At 59.7% G+C, this 18275-nt stretch carries 21 protein-coding genes, 1 tRNA gene and 2 pseudogenes; 11 read left to right on the forward strand and 13 right to left on the reverse strand.

Features of this window, described 5'->3' with window-relative positions:
• Positions 1 to 6 precede the first annotated feature (6 nt).
• Positions 7 to 83: transfer RNA gene (locus tag D3Y57_RS16105), tRNA-Pro, on the reverse strand.
• Between the two features lie 160 nt (positions 84 to 243).
• Between D3Y57_RS16105 and yajC the strand changes: the two genes are divergently transcribed.
• The 4 genes from yajC to D3Y57_RS16125 are packed head-to-tail and all read left to right on the forward strand — an operon-like array spanning position 244 to position 3525.
• On the forward strand, positions 244 to 582 hold the full coding sequence (gene yajC / locus D3Y57_RS16110) for a preprotein translocase subunit YajC (RefSeq protein WP_121154200.1): 339 nt from the start codon (positions 244 to 246) through the stop codon (positions 580 to 582).
• A gap of 2 nt (positions 583 to 584) precedes the next feature.
• Positions 585 to 2186, forward strand: a complete 1602-nt coding sequence (gene secD, locus D3Y57_RS16115; protein ID WP_121154202.1) for a protein translocase subunit SecD — start codon at positions 585 to 587, stop codon at positions 2184 to 2186.
• 16 nt (positions 2187 to 2202) lie between these two features.
• Positions 2203 to 3174: a protein translocase subunit SecF gene (gene secF / locus D3Y57_RS16120; protein ID WP_121154204.1), complete on the forward strand. Its 972-nt coding sequence runs from the start codon at positions 2203 to 2205 to the stop codon at positions 3172 to 3174.
• Complete coding sequence (locus tag D3Y57_RS16125) at positions 3175 to 3525, forward strand: MTH938/NDUFAF3 family protein (RefSeq protein WP_121154206.1); 351 nt, start codon at positions 3175 to 3177, stop codon at positions 3523 to 3525. It begins immediately after the preceding gene.
• On the opposite strand, the gene D3Y57_RS16130 is transcribed toward D3Y57_RS16125, so the two are convergent.
• Genes D3Y57_RS16130 through D3Y57_RS16140 form a run of 3 tightly spaced genes read right to left on the reverse strand, consistent with a single transcriptional unit; the run spans position 3500 to position 5714 of the window.
• Complete coding sequence (locus D3Y57_RS16130; protein ID WP_121154208.1) at positions 3500 to 3691, reverse strand: DUF1289 domain-containing protein; 192 nt, start codon at positions 3689 to 3691, stop codon at positions 3500 to 3502. The two genes, D3Y57_RS16125 and D3Y57_RS16130, sit on opposite strands and share 26 nt — an antisense overlap.
• On the reverse strand, positions 3688 to 4845 hold the full coding sequence (locus tag D3Y57_RS16135; RefSeq protein ID WP_121154210.1) for a glycosyltransferase: 1158 nt from the start codon (positions 4843 to 4845) through the stop codon (positions 3688 to 3690). Before D3Y57_RS16135 ends, D3Y57_RS16130 begins: the two co-directional genes overlap by 4 nt.
• A gap of 35 nt (positions 4846 to 4880) precedes the next feature.
• On the reverse strand, positions 4881 to 5714 hold the full coding sequence (locus D3Y57_RS16140) for a class I mannose-6-phosphate isomerase (RefSeq protein ID WP_121154212.1): 834 nt from the start codon (positions 5712 to 5714) through the stop codon (positions 4881 to 4883).
• Positions 5715 to 5840: 126 nt separating this feature from the next.
• Here D3Y57_RS16140 and D3Y57_RS16145 point away from each other — a divergent pair, with 126 nt between their 5' ends.
• Entirely contained in the window at positions 5841 to 6623 is a 783-nt protein-coding gene (locus D3Y57_RS16145; RefSeq protein WP_121154214.1) for an outer membrane protein assembly factor BamD, read from the forward strand.
• Between the two features lie 40 nt (positions 6624 to 6663).
• On the opposite strand, the gene gshB is transcribed toward D3Y57_RS16145, so the two are convergent.
• The 3 genes from gshB to rsmI are packed head-to-tail and all read right to left on the reverse strand — an operon-like array spanning position 6664 to position 8818.
• A complete protein-coding gene (gene gshB, locus D3Y57_RS16150; RefSeq protein WP_121154221.1) occupies positions 6664 to 7614 on the reverse strand; it encodes a glutathione synthase in 951 nt (316 codons plus the stop codon).
• Positions 7615 to 7637: 23 nt separating this feature from the next.
• Positions 7638 to 7988, reverse strand: a complete 351-nt coding sequence (locus D3Y57_RS16155; RefSeq protein WP_121154223.1) for a YraN family protein — start codon at positions 7986 to 7988, stop codon at positions 7638 to 7640.
• The gene (rsmI, locus tag D3Y57_RS16160) at positions 7985 to 8818 is read right to left on the reverse strand and encodes a 16S rRNA (cytidine(1402)-2'-O)-methyltransferase (RefSeq protein WP_121154225.1); all 834 of its coding nucleotides are present in this window, start codon (positions 8816 to 8818) and stop codon (positions 7985 to 7987) included. Before rsmI ends, D3Y57_RS16155 begins: the two co-directional genes overlap by 4 nt.
• Positions 8819 to 8831: 13 nt before the next feature.
• On the opposite strand from rsmI, the gene D3Y57_RS16165 reads away from it, so the two are divergent.
• The gene (locus D3Y57_RS16165; RefSeq protein WP_121154227.1) at positions 8832 to 10022 is read left to right on the forward strand and encodes a penicillin-binding protein activator; all 1191 of its coding nucleotides are present in this window, start codon (positions 8832 to 8834) and stop codon (positions 10020 to 10022) included.
• Between the two features lie 3 nt (positions 10023 to 10025).
• Here D3Y57_RS16165 and hemW read toward each other — a convergent pair.
• Positions 10026 to 11185 (reverse strand): annotated as a pseudogene (hemW, locus tag D3Y57_RS16170) (radical SAM family heme chaperone HemW).
• On the opposite strand from hemW, the gene D3Y57_RS16175 reads away from it, so the two are divergent.
• Positions 11184 to 11870: a CAP domain-containing protein gene (locus D3Y57_RS16175; protein WP_121154229.1), complete on the forward strand. Its 687-nt coding sequence runs from the start codon at positions 11184 to 11186 to the stop codon at positions 11868 to 11870. The pseudogene hemW and the gene D3Y57_RS16175 overlap by 2 nt on opposite strands.
• Positions 11871 to 11894: 24 nt before the next feature.
• On the opposite strand, the gene rdgB is transcribed toward D3Y57_RS16175, so the two are convergent.
• Both rdgB and rph read right to left on the reverse strand, forming a co-directional pair.
• Positions 11895 to 12497 carry an RdgB/HAM1 family non-canonical purine NTP pyrophosphatase gene (gene rdgB / locus D3Y57_RS16180; RefSeq protein ID WP_121154231.1) on the reverse strand — a complete coding sequence of 201 codons (603 nt, stop codon included), beginning with the start codon at positions 12495 to 12497 and terminating at the stop codon, positions 11895 to 11897.
• The gene (rph, locus tag D3Y57_RS16185) at positions 12494 to 13210 is read right to left on the reverse strand and encodes a ribonuclease PH (protein WP_121154233.1); all 717 of its coding nucleotides are present in this window, start codon (positions 13208 to 13210) and stop codon (positions 12494 to 12496) included. Before rph ends, rdgB begins: the two co-directional genes overlap by 4 nt.
• A gap of 82 nt (positions 13211 to 13292) precedes the next feature.
• On the opposite strand from rph, the gene D3Y57_RS16190 reads away from it, so the two are divergent.
• From D3Y57_RS16190 to grpE, 3 genes are read left to right on the forward strand one after another with little or no spacing between them, the layout of a single operon-like run.
• Positions 13293 to 13490, forward strand: a complete 198-nt coding sequence (locus D3Y57_RS16190; RefSeq protein ID WP_121154235.1) for a hypothetical protein — start codon at positions 13293 to 13295, stop codon at positions 13488 to 13490.
• Positions 13491 to 13521: 31 nt separating this feature from the next.
• Complete coding sequence (gene hrcA / locus D3Y57_RS16195) at positions 13522 to 14562, forward strand: heat-inducible transcriptional repressor HrcA (protein WP_121154237.1); 1041 nt, start codon at positions 13522 to 13524, stop codon at positions 14560 to 14562.
• The gene (grpE, locus tag D3Y57_RS16200; protein ID WP_121154239.1) at positions 14559 to 15098 is read left to right on the forward strand and encodes a nucleotide exchange factor GrpE; all 540 of its coding nucleotides are present in this window, start codon (positions 14559 to 14561) and stop codon (positions 15096 to 15098) included. Before hrcA ends, grpE begins: the two co-directional genes overlap by 4 nt.
• Here the strand turns inward: grpE and D3Y57_RS16205 are convergent.
• The 3 genes and pseudogenes from D3Y57_RS16205 to D3Y57_RS21650 all read right to left on the reverse strand — a co-directional run bounded on the left by D3Y57_RS16205 (position 15095) and on the right by D3Y57_RS21650 (position 16213).
• The gene (locus D3Y57_RS16205; RefSeq protein WP_121154241.1) at positions 15095 to 15292 is read right to left on the reverse strand and encodes a hypothetical protein; all 198 of its coding nucleotides are present in this window, start codon (positions 15290 to 15292) and stop codon (positions 15095 to 15097) included. The two genes, grpE and D3Y57_RS16205, sit on opposite strands and share 4 nt — an antisense overlap.
• A 24-nt stretch (positions 15293 to 15316) precedes the next feature.
• A complete protein-coding gene (locus D3Y57_RS16210) occupies positions 15317 to 15775 on the reverse strand; it encodes a vgr related protein (RefSeq protein WP_121154243.1) in 459 nt (152 codons plus the stop codon).
• Positions 15776 to 15782: 7 nt separating this feature from the next.
• Positions 15783 to 16213 (reverse strand): annotated as a pseudogene (locus D3Y57_RS21650) (copper chaperone PCu(A)C).
• Between the two features lie 141 nt (positions 16214 to 16354).
• On the opposite strand from D3Y57_RS21650, the gene dnaK reads away from it, so the two are divergent.
• Entirely contained in the window at positions 16355 to 18256 is a 1902-nt protein-coding gene (dnaK, locus tag D3Y57_RS16220; RefSeq protein ID WP_121154247.1) for a molecular chaperone DnaK, read from the forward strand.
• The last annotated feature ends 19 nt before the right edge of the window (positions 18257 to 18275 follow it).

Below are 18275 nucleotides of genomic sequence, written 5' to 3' on the forward strand. Positions count from 1 at the left end.
TATTTTTGGTCGGGACGAGAGGATTCGAACCTCCGACCCCCACACCCCCAGTGTGATGCGCTACCAGGCTGCGCTACGTCCCGACCGAAGGCGCGCCAATACGGGGAAGGGGGAGTGAAGGCAAGCCGCCTGACGCGCACAAATGTTTGATGCTGCAATCTCGCCCTGCGTCCACCGCAGGTTGCGCACGCCCGGCCCCTCTGTTAGTCGCGCGCCTTCGCCATTTACAGGCTATAGAGTTTCATGTTCATAACACCCGCATACGCACAAACCGCTGGCGCGGCGACCGGTGGCATCGCCGCTTTCATGTCGCCGCTGATCCCCGTGATCTTCACGATCGGTATCTTCTATCTACTGGTCTTCCGTCCGCAACAGCGTGCGGCAAAGGCACATAAGGCGCGTATCGCTGCCGTTAAAAAGGGCGATAGCGTCGTTACCGGTGGCGGCCTGATCGGCAAGGTCACGCGGGTCGAAGACGATAATGTCGAAATCGAAATCGCGACGGGTGTAAAGGTGAAGGCGATCAAGACGACGCTCACCGACGTCACGCCTCTCGGCGGCGCGAAACCCGCGAACGACTGACGATGAACGACTTTCCCCGCTGGAAGATCTGGTCGATCATTCTCGTTCTGCTCGCGGGTATCCTGTTCGCGATTCCCAGTCTGATCCCTGAATCGACCGCCCAGCGGATCGGTATAGGTGGCTTGCCGCGCATCAACCTTGGCCTCGATCTGTCTGGCGGCAGCCATTTGCTGCTCGAAGCGCAGACGGCCGATGTTGCCAAACAGCGTCTCGACCTGATGGAAGACAGTGTCCGTCAGGAAGTTCGTCGCGCGTCGCCTGCCATCGATATCGGTGACATTTCGACCGCGAATGGTGCTCTGGCATTTTTTGTCCGCGATCCGGCACAGCTTGATTCTGCGGTTGAAAAGGTTCGCGCGCTGACCAATCCGGTCGGCGTTACCGGACAGCGCGACTGGAACGTCACGGTCGTCGATTCGACCAAAGTCACGATGACGCCAACGACCGCAGGCATGAATGCCGCAGTCGAAAATGCGATGCAGGTTGCAACAGAAGTCGTCCGCCGCCGCATCGATGAACTCGGCACCAAGGAGCCGACGATTATCCGTCAGGGTGACGACCGTATCGTCGTTCAGGTTCCCGGTCTGCAAAATCCCGAAGCGTTGAAATCATTGCTCGGCAAAACCGCAAAGCTCGAATTCAAGCTGGTCGACCTGACCGCCGATCCGACACAGGTTGCAAAGGGTATTGCCCCCGCCGGTAGCCAGATCCTCTCCTATCCGAGCAACCCGAGCGGCGTACCGTTTATTGCGGTTCAGCGCCGTGCGATCATCAACGGCGACGAATTGTCCGATGCCAACCCCGGTAACGACCAGCAATCGAACGCGCCGGTCGTAAATATCAAGTTCAACAGTGCTGGCGCCCGCAAATTCGCGCGCGTGACGCAGGCCAACGTCGGCAAGCCGTTCGCGATGATTCTCGACAACGTGGTCCTGTCCGCGCCGAACATCAACGAACCCATCCTCGGTGGTTCGGCGCAGATCAGCGGCAATTACACCGTCCAAAGCGCGAACGTGATGTCGATCCAGTTGCGTTCGGGTAAACTGCCGGTCGCACTGAAAGTGATCGAGGAGCGCACCGTCGGTCCTCAATTGGGCGCGGATTCGATCCACGCCGGTATCATCGCATCGGTGATCGCGGCGCTTGCGGTCGTCATCTTCATGTTGCTGACTTATGGCCGGTTCGGCGTCTATGCGAACCTTGCCGTTATCATCAACATCTTCGTGATTCTGGCGGTGATGGCGTTCTTTAACGCGACGCTGACATTGCCGGGTATCGCGGGTTTCGTGCTGACGATCGGTACAGCGGTCGATGCCAACGTGCTGATCAACGAACGTATCCGCGAAGAACAGCGGCGCGGTCGCAACCCGATCCAGTCGGTCGAACTCGGATATAAAGAAGCCAGTCGCACGATTTTCGAGGCGAACACCGTTCACTTCATCTCAGGCATCGTAATGCTCCTGCTTGGCTCCGGCCCGGTAAAGGGGTTCGCGATCGTGCTGCTGATCGGTATTTTCGTGTCGTACTTCACCGCCGTTTTCTTCACGCGGATGCTCGCGGTCAGCTATCTGCGCCGCAAACGTCCCAGCGTCCTTCACATCTGATCCGGGTCACACGATCATGCGTCTGCTGAAACTCGTCCCCGACAACACCAACATCGGCTTCGTGCGCCTGCGCTTCTGGGCGTTCGGGCTGACCGCTTTGCTGACTGTGCTTGCGACCCTCGCGGTCGGCACGCGCGGCCTGAACCTCGGCGTTGATTTCGTCGGCGGACTGATGATCGAAGCGAAGTTCCAGCAGGTTCCCGTGATCGACAAGGTTCGCGGCACCGTGGATTCGTTGAACGTCGGCGAGGTTTCGCTCCAGCAGTTCGGCGACCCGAAAACTGTGTCGATTCGCCTGCCGCTGCCCGCCAGCACCGATGAAGGTGCCACCAACGCCGTCGTCAACAAGGTGAAAGCGGCGCTAACCGCAACCAATCCCGACGTGGTCTTTTCACGCTATGACACTGTTTCGGGCAAGGTTTCGAACGAGCTGATCCGCAACGGCCTGCTTGCAGTCTTCATCGCCGTCCTCGCCATCGCGATATTCAGTTGGCTGCGATACGAATGGCAATTCGGCGTCTCCACCTTCGTCGCCATCGTCCACGATCTGTTGATGACGCTCGGATTCTTCGCGATTACCCGGCTCGAATTCGACCTGAACATTGTCGCGGCCGTGCTCACGATCATCGGTTATTCGATCAACGACAAAATCGTCATCGATGACCGTATCCGCGAGAACATGCGCAAATATCGTCAGATGGACATCGGCGCGCTGATCGATCTGTCGGTCAACGAAACGCTGCCCCGCACCGTCATGACTTCGGTCACAGTGCTTCTCGCTCTGGGCGCGCTGCTGTTGTTCGGCGGCCATGTGTTGCAGGGTTTCACTGCTGCCATGATGCTCGGCATCATCGTCGGAACTTACTCGTCGGTCTATGTGTCGTCGTCGCTACTACAGGCGCTCGGCCTGCGCGCGGAGAATTTCGACCGCAAGCCTGCCAGCCCCGCCGGTGGCAATGCCGAACGCGTAACCAAGCGCGAGCGGTAAGTGTCGCTCGAACCCGTCGGCGACCCCGGCGGACCATTAATCACCGGCTTTGCGGGCAAGCTCATCAAGATCGATGGCAACCCGCGTCCCGGCGGTGTTATCCTGACGCCGGAAACTGCCCTGGACTGGGACGGCGCGGACATCAAGGCAGCAGCCACGCTCACGCCGCCGCCTGAATTTATCTTGTTCGGAACTGGCGAAACGCTGGTCCGCCCCGCACCCGCGCTGATCGCAGCTTATGAAGCGCGTGGCATCGGTATCGAGGCGATGGATACCCGCGCCGCCGCCCGCGCGTGGAGCCTGCTACGTGGCGAAGGCCGCTGGATCAGCGCCGCGCTCCGCTCGCTCTAAAGCGCGCCGCCGAAATCCGCATCAATATCGCTCGCCGGTCACCCGCCGTCGCGCCCGACCACGCGCCAATCTCGTCCAACGTCCGCCCGCAACCGACGCACACGTTCTCGCGCGCGTCGATCGTGCAAATCTGCGTACACGGCGATGCAACCTCGTCAACTTTCACAACAGTCCCTTCAAATGCGCACGCAACTGAACCGCATTCGCTTCCCAGCTAAACCGCGCTGCAGCCCCTGCAACAACCTCTCGGTCCGGCGGCTCAGAAAGCAACTCCCGCACCGCTCCGGCAATCGCCCCGGGCTCGCGCGTCACCAGACGCCCGGCTCCCGCACGGTCCACAACTTCGCGAGCGCCACCCACATCGGCAATCACCACCGGCGTCCCGCTGGCCAGTGCCTCGACCCACGCATTCGCCAATCCTTCCGAGGCTGATATCAGCACCATGACATCCGCCGCCGCCAGCCAGTCGGCAATCACGTCCTGATCGACCGACCCCAGAAACCGCACCCGATCGGCAACACCGACCCGAACCGCCAAAGCCTCCAACGCAGCCCGTTCTGCGCCGGCACCGATCAACACCAGCGTCGCTCCCGGCACGTCAGCCAACGCCGCCACCGCCAGCCCATGCCCTTTACGCTCGATCAGCGCCCCGACGCTCACCAGCACAGGTCCGAAAATTCCTAAACTAGCCTTTGCCGCCACCCGATCACGCACATAGAACCGCGCGTGATCCAGCCCGGTATAATGCACTGCGATCCGATCTCCTGGGATTCCCAGCGCCACCATGTCCGCCCTGATCGCAGCCGAAACGCATAACATCCCGTCCGCCGCCCTTCCTGCATCCACGATCTGCCGCCGCGTCGGCCCAGCCGAACCCCAGGCATGAATATCCGCGCCTCGGGCCTTGATCGACACCGGCACCCCGAATGCCTTGCCCAAAGCAACAGCCGCAGGCCCGTCAGGAAAAAAGAACTCCGCATCGATCACATCAAACGCAAATTCCGCGCGGATCTCCCGCAGCAAAGGCACCAAATCCCGCGCCAGCAAAGCCGCATCGAGTCGCCCGCTAACTCCCGGAAGATGCGCAAACCGCGGCCGATAAACCGTCAGCCCCTTCCACACCTCCTGCGCGGACAGGGCAGCCAATTTCCTGTATCGTGAAAATAACCGGCCCAGCGGCGGTATCCCGATGGGCGCGATCACACGCACCTCCACATCGGGTAACGCTGCCAGCTCCATCGTCTGCCGCTCTACAAACGGCCCGAACTGCGGTCGCGTCGCATCGGGAAACAGGGTGGCAAGAGTCAAAACGCGCAACATCGCCACCGCCTTAGCTCAAGCCTCCCTAAAATTCCCTATCCTAGTATCGGAGCAGCATCCGCCAGTGGGTAGGCGAACAACAGATCGCTCCCGGCATCGACCACCAAAGCCGCGCCGCCATTGACCATCCAGCCTTCGCCAGCCTCGAACCGCGTGCCATCGACCGTGCCACCGCCGGTAATGGGGATCAGCCAGCCCGGAACCCTGTCGGGCATTGTTACGTCACGCGCGCCGTCCCACGACCAGCGTTCCATCACAAACTTGCCGCCTTCACATAGGATCTTGCGACCCGCTCCGGCATCATATCCGGTATCCACGATCTTGAATGGTTTTGGGTCGCTGACCGCAATACCCTTGTCCAGATGAAGTTCGCGCGGACGACCGTAATCATACAGTCGGTAAGTCAGGTCGACGTTCTGCTGAACTTCGATCACGGTCAGGCCCGCGCCGATCGCGTGGATCGTCCGGGCAGGTGAATAGATCACTTCGCCAGCGTGAACCGGTTTCCAGTCGACCAGCGTTTCGATACTCCCATCCAGCGCCGCTGCGCGCAGAGCTTCGCCGCTTACCGTCTCGTGCAGGCCCAGCCCAATCGTGGAATCCGGTTCGGCACCCAGAATGACCCATGCCTCGTCCTTGCCCCGTTCATGCCCCACGGCATGTGCGGATGCGTCATCCTCATGAACCTGAATCGATAATTTTTCGCTGGTGAACAAATATTTGACCATCAGGTCTGGATCGGTCCCCTTCGGCGCTTCGAACCAGATTTCTCCAGTCTGGGCGCCTGAATCATTATCGAAACCGGGCCACAATTTCTTGCGGCCCCAGGGTTTATCGACGCGGATGGTGGTGAGTTTTGTTGCTGGCATAGCGCCTATAATAGCTGACGCCATGTGCTTGTTCCATCATGACCTTAACCGGACCTGTGCCGCGTTATACGCCGCTTCGCACTCACGGCTTGGCGGGTGCGGGGAAGGGCGCTAAGACCCGCAGCCATGCGTATGCCTTCCCCCCGTTTCATCGCCGTTTCTGCCGCCCTTGCCGTCCTTGTGACCGCGAGTGGCTGCGCCCGTAACAAGACGACGAAAGGGGACACGCCGTACATCGCCCGCGACGTCAACACGCTCTATTCCGCAGCGAAAACGCGGCTGGACAAGAATGATTTCCGAACGGCGGCGGCGCTGTTTGATGAAGTGGAGCGCCAGCATCCCTATTCGGTATGGGCGCGCCGCGCCGAACTGATGAGCGCATACAGTTATTATCTTGGTCGCGATTTCACCAAATCGATCGATTCGGCAACGCGCTTCCTTTCGATCCATCCTGGCAACAAAGATGCGCCCTATGCCTATTACCTGATCGCGCTCGATTATTACGAACAGATCAGCGACGTGACGCGTGACCAAAAGATTACGCAACAGGCACTCGATTCGCTGGGCGAACTGATTCGCCGCTATCCCGACACCCGTTACGCCGCTGATGCTCGCCTGAAGGTCGATCTGGTCCGCGATCACCTTGCGGGCAAGGAAATGGAAATCGGCCGTTTCTATCAGCGCCGCTCGCAATGGCTGGCTTCGGTCGTTCGTTTCCGCAAGGTCGTGGACGAATACGACAGCACGACGCACGTTCCCGAGGCGTTGGAGCGCCTGACCGAAAGCTATCTGGCGCTCGGCATCCCTGAAGAAGCGAAGAAATCGGCTGCCGTCCTCGGCGCGAACTACCCCGGTTCGAAATGGTATGAGCGGGCGTATAAGCTGATGCAGAAACACCCCGTAGCCTGACGCGCGGAAGGGCTAAGCGGCGCTAAATCCAGCTCTCCCGTCAGCCTTTCAGCCGCGCCTCGATCGCGTTCCAGATCATCGCGCAAGTGTCAGTTCCGTTGAACTTGTCGATTGCCACGATCCCGGTCGGGGATGTCACATTGATTTCGGTCAGCCATTCGCCGCCAATCACGTCGATGCCGACAAAGATTAGGCCGCGCTTTTTGAGCTCGGGGCCGAGGGCTTCGCAAATTTCGATTTCACGGGCAGTCAGTTCAGTTTTCGCCGCTGTGCCGCCGACTGCAAGGTTGGAGCGGATTTCGCCTTTGCCGGGGATGCGGTTGACCGCGCCTGCAATCACGCCGTCGACCAACACGATACGCTTGTCACCCTTAACGACGGTTGGCACGAAGGCTTGAACCATGTGCGGCTCTACATAGGCGGTGTTGAATACTTCGATCAGCGAGGCAAGGTTCGCGCCGTCCTTGCCGATTTTGAAGATCGCCTTGCCGCCGTTTCCGTGGAGCGGTTTCAGGACGATTTCGCCGTGTTCGGCAAGGAATTTGCGAGCGGCGCCGAGCGACCGGGTAATCATCGTCGGCGGCATGAAGCGGGCATAGTCGAGTACGAACAGCTTTTCCGGGGCGTTGCGGACGCTTGCCGGATCATTGGCGATGAGGGTTTCGCCCTGGATGCGTTCGAGCAGGTGCGTGGCGGTGATATAGCTCAGATCGAACGGCGGATCCTGGCGCATCATGATGACATCGACGTCGCGACCGAGGTCGAGGATGACGGGTTCGCCAGCGGTAAAATGATTGCCGTGTTCGCGCCGCACCGTCACTGGATACGCCATCGTGTAGAGTCGTTCGCCTTCCCACGTCAGGTCGGGCGCAAGATAGTGATAAAGCGTATAGCCGCGCGACTGGGCCGAAAGCATTAGTGCAAAACTGGAATCGCCTGTGATGTTCAGGGTTTCCATCGGGTCCATCTGGAAGGCTATGCGTAGGGTCATGCGCTGCCTCTAAACGCTGATTCTCATCCGCACCATGCGTTTTCGATATGGCGGGGGAGGGTGCGTGGCGCGAGCAGGATGACGTCGATACGGATGTCGTCGCCGGGTTCGGCAAAGCGGGCCATCAGAATTTCGGCAGCAGCGGCGACCCGGCGCAGGCGGAAGTCGTCGATGGCATAGTCGAGTTCGGCCAAGGTGGCGCGATGTTTGACTTCGACAAAGGCGACGAGTCCGGCGCGACGGGCGACGATGTCAACTTCCCCGGCGGGTGTGCGGACGCGCGTGGCAAGGATTTTCCAGCCCTTTAGCCGGAGCCAAGTGGCGGCGAAGCGTTCAGCGCGGCGTCCGCGTTGTTCGGCCTCCTGTCTGCTCACTCTTTCATGGCCAGCGCGCGAGCATAGAGGGCGCGGCGGTCGAGACCGAGGCGTTGAGCCACTTCGCTGGCGGCGCGTCCGGTGGAAAGGCGAGTGAGGGCTTCGGCAAGGGCGGCGTCGGCATCTTCTGCGCTGGCGGCGGCGGGTATTCCGGGGGGGGCGACGACGATGACGATTTCACCCTTTGGCGAGGCATCGGCGTAGCGGGCAGCGAGTTGGGTGAGTGAACCGGTGACGCATTCCTCGAACATCTTGCTAATTTCGCGGGCAACCCCGGCCTCGCGGTCGCCGAGCTTTTCGGCGAGAGTTGACAGCGTGGCGGCGAGGCGCGGGCCAGATTCGTAAAAGATCAGGGTGGCGCGGATGGCGGTGATTTCTTCGATAGCTTCGCCGCGAGCCTTGGCTTTGGAGGGCAGGAAGCCGACGAACAGGAAACGGTCGGTCGGTAATCCGGCCAGCGTCAGCGCAGCAACGGCGGCGCAGGGGCCGGGGATGGTGACTATGGCGATTCCGGCCGCACGAGCGTCGCGGACGAGTTTGTAACCGGGGTCGGAGATCAGTGGCGTTCCGGCATCGGATACCAGCGCAACCGATTCCATGCCCATTCTGGCGATTAGGGCGGGGCGGACTCCGTCGGCGACATGGTCGTGATAGGGCACCATGGGCTTTCGGATACCGATGTGGCGCAGGAGTTTTGCGGTCACGCGGCTGTCCTCGACTGCGATCACATCCGCGTTCGTCAGGATTTCGGCAGCGCGCGGACTCAGATCGCGAAGATTGCCGATTGGCGTCGCGACGATGTAGAGACCGGGTTTGAGTATTGAATCCATAAGGGTGAGAGCGATGGCAGAGGAACAGGCACGCGGGCAAGGGCCTGCACGTAGGAACATGCTGTCGAAGTGGCTTACCGTTGGAACGCTGGCGTTGCTGGCGGCGTGTCAGGTGGTGCCGAAGGGCAGGCCGGGACCGGTCGCGCCGCCGCCGACGGCGACGCGGCCAGAGCCGGTGGGACCGTCTTTGCCGACCGATAAAGAGCGTCACCGGGTTGCGTTGCTGGCACCGCTGACGGGGCCGAATGCGGGTGTCGGAACGTCGATCTCGAACGCGGCCAACCTTGCGGTGATGGATACAGGTGGAACCAAAATTCGCGTAACGATGTACGACACGGCTACGGGTGCTGCCGCAGCGGCGCAGCGTGCGATTGCCGAGGGGAACCGCGTTATTCTGGGGCCGTTGCTGGCCGAAGACGTGCGGATCGTCGCGCCAATCGCGCGCGCTGCCAAAGTGCCGCTGATCGCCTTTTCCAATGATGCTGGTGTTGCCGGGAACGGGACATATGTGATGGGTTATTCACCCGGACAGTCGATCAACCGGGTGATCGATTATGCCAAGAGTAAGGGCGTGACGAAATTTGCCGGACTGGTGCCCATCGGTCTTTATGGACAGCGGTCATCGACGGCTTTGCTGAGAGCCGTTGAATCGAGCGGCGGACAAGTTGTTTCGGTCCAGACTTTCGATCGGTCGGCCGGGTCGATGAAGGCGGCAATCGTCAAAATGAACGCTGCGTCCCCCTATCAGGCTGTTTTGATCGCCGATTCGGGTCGTGTCGCCCTGACAGCCGTTCCCCTGATTCGCGCAGGGGGTGGACGTTCAGCACAGATCCTCGGAACCGAATTATGGAATACCGAGGCAGGGATTGCCGCCAGTCCGGCACTGAAAAATGCGTGGTTCGCAAGTGTTTCGGACGGGTTGTATAACCAACTCGCGGCCAAATATCGCTCGCGGTACGGCAAGTCGCCTTATCGTCTTGCCAGCCTTGGCTATGATGCCGTGTTGCTAGTCACAAAAATCGCTGCCGACTGGCGCGTGGGTACACCATTCCCGCAAAGCGCACTGACCGATGCGGGCGGGTTTTCTGGAATTGACGGCGCATTCCGTTTCAATCGCGAAGGCATAGCAGAGCGCGCGCTGGAGGTTCAGCAGGCGGGACCGGGTGGATTTACGGTGATTTCACCAGCGCCACGTGGGTTTTGACGATCAGGCGATAATTTCGGGCAGGATGGCATCGAGCAGGAGCGTGCCCTGCTCGGTGACAATGAGCCGGGTGCCGTCGAGTGCAACCAGCCCGAGCGCCGACAGTCGATTGATCGCCTGGGTATCGACAGGCGACCGATCGCCGAATCGCGCGAGGTCCACGCCTTCTCGCAAACGAAGCCCCATCAACAAGGCTTCGGTTGTTTGCTCACTGACAGATAGCGGCGTTTCGCTCTGGAGGCCGTGACCATTGCGCGCGATGGCCGACAGCCAGTTCTCAGGCTTTTTGTGGCGTATCGTGGCAAGGTCGCCGCGTCGGCCATGCGCGCCGGGGCCGACACCGACGTAATCTTCATAGCGCCAATAGGTCAGGTTGTGGCGGCTTTCCGCACCGTGCCGCGCGTGATTCGAGGTTTCGTAGCCGGGAAGGCCCGCCGCATTGGTTAGCGTTCGCGTTACGCCAAACAGGTCGGCGGCATAGTCAGCATCGGCTGGCTTTAGTTTGCCTTGCTGGACAAGAGTGGCGAAGCGCGTGCCGGGCTCGATGGTGAGTTGATATAGCGAAAGATGCTCGGTCCCGAACGACAGAGCGCGCGTCAGTTCGGCTTCCCATGCGACGACGGATTGGTCGGGGCGAGCATAGATTAGATCGAAGCTGACTCGCGCAAAATTGGCCTGCGCGGTAGCCAGTGCCGACAATGCCTCGCCCACATTATGCGCGCGGCCGAGAAAGAGCAGCGTATCATTGTCGAGCGCTTGCAGGCCAAGCGAAGTGCGGTTCACACCCGCCCTGGCAAGATCGGCAAAGCGTGCGGCTTCGACTGAGGAAGGGTTAGCTTCGAGCGTGATTTCTATGTCGTCCGCTGGGGTCCAGTGCGTCGTTGCTGCGTCGATCAGAGCGGCGACCGTGGCAGGAGGCATCAGCGACGGTGTGCCGCCCCGAAGAAAATCGATCCCAGAATACGGCCGGGGGTTAGCCCCGCTTCATGCGCCAGATCGCCCAGCAGTGCATTTAGCCAGACCGTCTGGTCTATTGTTTCGCGGACATGACTGTTAAAGTCACAATAAGGGCATTTCGAGACGCAAAACGGCCAGTGAATGTAAAGGGCAAGTTTTCCCGTTAGGGCGTTGTTTACCGGGGTGGGGTTATTTGACAGCGACATGATAGTTGCTCGTGCTCTTAGCGGTATAGTGATCGCGCTGCCACTGCTGCTGTGCGCGCCTTCGTTCGCCACGGTTCATCGACAAGCGGCCTCTTCCGAAGTGGTGATCGAAACCGACGAGGAAGTCGACAACGAAGGTGAAGGCGACGTTGTGGAATGGGTAAGCCCCGTTTTACAGCCTAGAAATCACGAGGTTTTCCGCAAGCAGGTGCTCAACGATCATAATCGTGCGCGTGCTAATGTTTCGGTTCCTGCGCTGACATGGGACGAAGGGCTGGAGGCGGAGGCTGCGGAATATGCGGAGACGCTGGCCCGGACACGGACTTTTGCTCATTCACAGAGGATTGCAGGGCGTCCGGTCGAGGGTGAAAACCTGTGGATGGGAACGTTTCGCGCCTATAGCTATGCCGATATGGTCGATGGGTGGATCAACGAATGCCGCGATTTCAAACGCGGTGAGTTCCCCCGTCTCAGCCGGACAGGGTCGTGGCACGATGTCGGTCATTACACACAGATGATCTGGGCCGGGACAAAATCGGTCGGCTGTGCGATCGCCACGAACCACACGGACGAATATATGGTTTGCCGTTACTTCCCGGCGGGAAATGTCTGGGGGCAGGATCCCCTGTCGAGCGAACGCGAAACCCTGCCGCATTATAATGTGATCGCTGCAAACAATCGCTAGACGACGGTTAGAAGACCGTCGCAATTAGAAGACTGTTGCAACGAGCTTTGCAAATGCGTCCGCGCGGTGGCTCATCGCGTGTTTGGCTTCCGGGTCCATCTCGCCGAATGTCAGCGTCTGGCCGTTGACGACAAACATTGCATCATAACCGAAACCATGTGTTCCCCGTGGTGGGTTGACGAGCAAACCATCGACGCGGCCCTCGACTTCGACTTCGCTGCCGTTCGGCCAACATAGCGCCAGCGCGCAGACGAAATGCGCGTCGCGGCCTGAGTCTTTCGGTGCACGGCCGAGGTGCTCTTCGACAAGGCGCATTGCCGCTCCGAAGTCCTTGGTCTCGCCTGCCCAGCGAGCCGAGAATATTCCCGGATCGCCGTTCAGAGCATCGACGCAAAGCCCGCTATCGTCGGCGAGTGCGGGCAGGCCCGACAGGTCGGCAGCGGCGCGAGCCTTCAACAGCGCATTGGCGGCGAAGGTGGTGCCCGTTTCTTCTGGCTCGGGCAGGTCGAGCGACGCCGCCGAGATGGGTTCGATGCCGTAGGGTTCCAGCAGCGCCCGGATTTCCCGCACTTTGCCGGGATTGTGACTGGCGATGACCAGTTTGCCGGGCGCTAGCTTTAATGTCACCGACCGGTTGCCTTTGCCTGTGCCGCGAAAATGTCTGCGCAGCCGATACGGGCAAGGCGAAGGAGGCGGAGCAACGCTTCCTCGTCATAAGTCGCGCCTTCGGCAGTTGCCTGAACTTCGGCGATGTTGCCGTCTTCGATCAGCACGAAATTGGCATCGGCATGGGCGTTCGAATCCTCGATATAGTCGAGGTCCAAGACTGGCGTGCCTTCGTAGATACCGCAACTGATCGCGGCGACTTTCTGCCTGATCGGATCGACGGTCAGCTTGCCCTCTGCCAGCAATTTGTCGACAGCGAGGCGCATGGCGACCCACGCGCCGGAAATCGAGGCGGTGCGGGTGCCGCCGTCGGCTTGAATCACGTCGCAATCGAGTGTGATCTGACGTTCGCCGAGTAGCTTCATGTCCATGACCGAACGGAGCGAACGACCGATAAGACGCTGGATTTCCTGCGTGCGACCGGACTGTTTGCCCTTGGCAGCTTCGCGATTGTTGCGGGTATTGGTGGCGCGAGGCAGCATTCCATATTCGGCCGTGACCCAGCCTTCGCCCTTGCCGCGCATAAACGGCGGGACTTTTTCTTCAAGGCTGGCGGTGACGAGGACTTTGGTATCTCCGAACGAGATCAAGCATGATCCCTCTGCGTGTTTCGTGAACGCGGGTTCGATGGTGATGATACGCATTTGATCGGCAGTGCGGCCTGATGGGCGCATAAAAGATTGTCCTTCTTGGTTTCGTGGGCGCATCTAGCGGCGAGACTGGCGAACTGCCAGCCATTTGGGGAGGACAAGTTCCATGCGCGCCATTCTGTTGATCGTCGGCATCCTTGCACTGTTGGCTGGAGCCTTGTTCGCACTACAGGGATCGGGCGTGGTTCACTGGCCCTCTGACAGCTCAATGCTTGATCAGAGTGTGTGGCAGTCGCGCGGTATCACCATTGCAATCGCGGGTGCGGCAATCATCCTGATTTCGCGCCGCGTCGGAAGACGTTGACGCGGCGGCCTTCGCGCCCGACATAACAAGGGTGGCAGCACCCGTAACCGAATTGACCGACCGTGCGCGTGATGTGTTTCGCATCGTGGTGGATTCCTATATCGAATCGGGTGCGCCGGTCGGGTCGCGGACTATATCGAAACTGTCGGGTCTGAACCTGTCGTCTGCCTCGATCCGCAACGTGATGCAGGATCTGGAAGAACTCGGCCTGCTGGCCGCTCCGCATACGTCGGCGGGGCGGATGCCGACCGAAACCGGACTGCGGTTGTTCGTGGACGGGATGATGCAGGCGTCGGAACCCACGCGAGAGGAGCGGGCGGTGATCGAAAGTCGCCTGTCGGGCGGTGGTCCGGTCGAGGATGCTTTGGCTGCTGCGACTTTGGCGCTGTCGGGGTTATCCTCGTGTGCGGGGCTGGTGCTGGTGCCGACGCACCAGCCACGGCTCAAACAGTTTGCATTCGTGTCCCTGTCCCCGGAGCAGGCGCTGATCGTACTGGTTGGAGATGATGGCTCGGTCGAAAATCGAGTCATTGCGCTACCTGCGGGCATGAATGCGTCCGCGCTGACGGAGGCTGGGAATTATATGACGGCGCGGCTGTCGGGGATGACGCTGGTCGAGGCTGCTGCCGAGGTTGCGGGGGAAGTGCGACAGGAGCGGGCGGCCCTTGATGCAGCGTCGCATACTTTGATCGAGCGCGGACTGGCGATCTGGTCGCAGGACCATGCTGCGCGGCCTGTGCTGATCGTGCGTGGGCAGGCTAATTTGATCGAAGACGGTGATGCGGCGGCACTCGAGCGGGTGCGGCAATTGCTGGGCGAGATCGAGGGCAAGGAAGAAATTGCGCGCTTGCTCGACAGCGCCCGTAGCGGTTCGGCGACCAAAGTGTTCATCGGCTCCGAAAACAAATTGTTCGCATTGTCGGGGTCGTCGGTGATAGCTGCACCTTATCGCGGGAGCGACGGCCGGGTGGTCGGCGTGGTAGGTGTAATCGGCCCAACGCGGTTGAATTACGCGCGCGTCGTACCGATGGTAGATTTCACAGCACAGACTTTGACGAGATTAATGGCATGAATGACGAAGAATTGACGGCAGAAGACGCGATGATCGCTGAAGGCGGCCCTGCGGAGCCGAATCCCGAAGAGCAGGATCGCACCGTTGCCCTGGAGGCTGAACTGGCCGACGCAAAGGCCGCGACGCTTTATGCTCAGGCGGAAACGCAGAACGTGCGTCGCCGTCTGGAAAAGGATGCGCAGGACGCGCGTGCCTATGCGTCGACTGGATTTGCCCGGGATATCTTGTCGGTGGCCGATAATCTGTCGCGTGCACTCGATGCGATTCCAACCGATCTGCGCGAGGATGAGAAGTTTAAGGGGCTGGTTGTTGGCCTTGATGCAACGGGTCGCGAGCTGGCCGCGGTGTTCCAGCGCAATGGCATTACCAAGGTCGTGTCGGTGGGTGAAAAGCTCGATCCCAACCGTCATCAGGCGATGCTAGAAATGCCGAGCGATCTGGAGCCAGGAACGATCGTTCAGGAAATGCAGGCCGGTTATATGATTAAAGACCGCTTGCTGCGCCCTGCGATGGTCGGAGTTGCTAAGGCGGGTTAAGCGGATTTGGCGTTTATGCGGTCGATGCGAAGGCGCGCATCGGCCAGTAGGCCGAGCATCTCTTCGCGCAACGGATGTTGCGTGGGAGCTTTCCGTAGCTCAACCTGAAAGCTCCGAAGGGCGGCCGTCATGGCAAAGTATTCGTTGGCATTGAACGCCATGTCTGTGATGATCGAATCGTGTTGAAAGCTCATGCAGGTATCGTGCGCCTGTCATGGTTAACGACCGATAAAGGGTAGCACGCTGTTGTATTGGTCGAGGGCGGGCGCGCCGCGTACGATTCGCCCCTGCCGCAGCAGAAATGCGTGACGCACAATCTCTGCCTGTTGTTCGATGCCATAACGTTTGAGCGGCCAGCCGGGTTTCAGGCTGTAATCATAGCGACAGAATGGATGCCGCCGCAGGGGCAGGAAAATGCCAGACTGTCGCTGCCAGACGTGCGTCATTTCGTGGATGAACAGCCCCTGTTCGCTCACATGACCTTCGCAAAAGTCTGCGCAATACAGATCGCCCTTGGGATGGAACCAGATGCCGCCGTCGGGTGCCATCGCGGTCTGGCGTGGCTGGAAAAATATCCACTTCGCATTGTGAATTTTCACGCGATCATAGTCGATCGCATCTCCGAAAACCGATGTGGCCAGCGCAATTTCGGCGCGAGTGAGGGAGCGGACGCTCATATAAGCGTCATTTTTCTCCCGGTCGTATCAACACTGCGTCGACCTGAATTCGTTCGCCGCTGGCAAAGATGAAATTGATTGGCATCGTGCGTGGTGGCTGGAGCGCCGGGTTAACGTCGAAAAACATAACGTGTTTGCCGCCACTTTCGAATTTGACGATTCCCTTGGCCGGGATTTCCACCCCCCCTCGAGCGGCTTCATGGACGCCATGCCACCCCCTGACATTGATTCGTGCATTTCCGCGCGAATGGCGTTTTCGGACGTCACCTCGAGAAGTCGATCGGCAACGGGGCCACCGTGAACAGTGAAATATGCCGCTGCGGGCCCTCGGGGGACCGCAGGGAGCCGCACTGAGGCATCCGTGACGTTCAGGACAGGCTTCTCCTTGCATCCGCTGAGCGCCAGCGCTGCCAGCGCGATCATGCCGAATATCCTCATCTTCAACGCTCCTCGGTTCCAATGTGTGACAGCTAGTGCCCCATCCTTCTTGCGACAAGGCAAACGCCCCCTATATCCGCAACTGAAACAATCACTCGGGCGTCAGTTTTTTGAGCACGCCCACAGCATCATGGGGATGATATGGCTAAAGTTATCGGGATCGATCTGGGTACGACCAATTCGTGTGTTGCCGTCATGGAAGGCGGCAAGCCCAAGGTCATCGAAAATGCAGAAGGCGCGCGTACGACGCCGTCGATCGTTGCATTCGCCAAGGATGGCGAGCGATTGATCGGACAGCCTGCGAAGCGCCAGGCAGTTACGAATCCTGACAGCACTATTTTTGCGGTGAAGCGTTTGATCGGTCGCCGGTTCGACGATCCAATCACCAAGAAGGATACCGAACTTGTCCCTTATTCGATCTCAAAAGGACCGAATGGCGACGCTTGGGTGAAGGCAGCGGGTGAAGATTATTCGCCGTCGCAGATTAGTGCGTATATTTTGCAGAAGATGAAAGAGACGGCAGAAAGCTATCTCGGTGAGACGGTCACTCAGGCTGTCATCACAGTTCCTGCGTATTTCAACGATGCCCAGCGTCAGGCAACCAAGGATGCGGGCAAGATTGCCGGCCTGGAAGTCCTGCGCATCATCAACGAGCCGACTGCTGCTGCCCTTGCTTACGGCATGGACAAGCAGGACGGTAAGACGATCGTGGTTTACGATCTTGGTGGTGGTACGTTTGACGTTTCCATCCTCGAAATCGGTGACGGTGTGTTCGAAGTGAAATCGACCAACGGCGATACGTTCCTGGGTGGTGAAGATTTCGATTCGAAGGTTGTCGAGTTCCTCGCTGCTGACTTCCAGAAGGCAGAGGGCATCGATCTTACCAAGGACAAGCTGGCTCTTCAGCGTCTGAAGGAAGCCGCCGAAAAGGCGAAGATCGAACTGTCGTCGGCACAGAGCACGGAAGTGAACCTGCCGTTCATCACCGCCGACGCCACGGGGCCGAAGCATCTGGTGAAGGCGATCACGCGTTCGGATCTGGAAAAGCTGGTTGAAGCACTCATCACGCGCACGCTGGAGCCTTGCAAAAAGGCGCTGGCCGATGCTGGTCTGAAGGCCGATGCGATCGACGAGGTTGTCCTCGTCGGTGGTATGACCCGTATGCCCCGCGTTCGCGAAGTCGTGAAAAACTTCTTCGGCAAAGAGCCGCACACCGGTGTGAACCCCGATGAAGTTGTTGCAATGGGTGCTGCCATTCAGGCGGGCGTGTTGCAGGGCGACGTTAAGGACGTGCTGCTGCTGGATGTGACGCCATTGTCGCTCGGTATCGAGACGCTCGGTGGTGTGTTCACCCGCATGATCGACCGTAACACGACGATCCCGACCAAGAAGTCACAGACTTATTCGACGGCTGACGACAATCAGGGCGCGGTGACGATCCGCGTGTTCCAGGGTGAGCGCGAAATGGCGGCGGACAACAAGTCGCTGGGCCAGTTCGATCTGGTTGGCATTCCGCCAGCACCACGCGGCGTTCCGCAGATCGAAGTTACGTTCGACATCGACGCGAACGGCATCGTGAATGTCAGTGCCAAGGACAAGGGCACCGGTAAGGAGCAGCAGATCAAGATCCAGGCTTCGGGCGGTCTTTCGGACAGCGACATCGATCAGATGGTTCGTGATGCCGAACAGTTCGCCGAGGAAGACAAGACGCGTCGTGCGGCGGCCGAGGCAAAGAACAATGCCGAAAGCCTGATCCACACGACCGAGCGTCAGCTGGTCGATAATGGCGACAAGATCGACGAAGCGCTGAAGACTGAGATCGAAGCTGCGATTGCCGAAACCAAGACTGCGGTCGAAAGCGGCGACGTTCAGGCGATGACTGACAAGGCCCAGAATCTCGCGACTGTTGCCATGAAGATGGGACAGGCGATCTATGAAAAGGAGCAGGCCTCACAAGCTTCCCCGCAGGGTGAAACCGCTGCTGCCGCCGACGACGGTGTCGTTGATGCCGAGTTCTCTGAAGTCGATGAGAACAAGGGCTGATTTCTCTTCTCCCCCTCTC

Origin of the sequence: Sphingomonas paeninsulae (assembly GCF_003660165.1) — a bacterium.
Classification (GTDB): domain Bacteria; phylum Pseudomonadota; class Alphaproteobacteria; order Sphingomonadales; family Sphingomonadaceae; genus Sphingomonas_O; species Sphingomonas_O paeninsulae.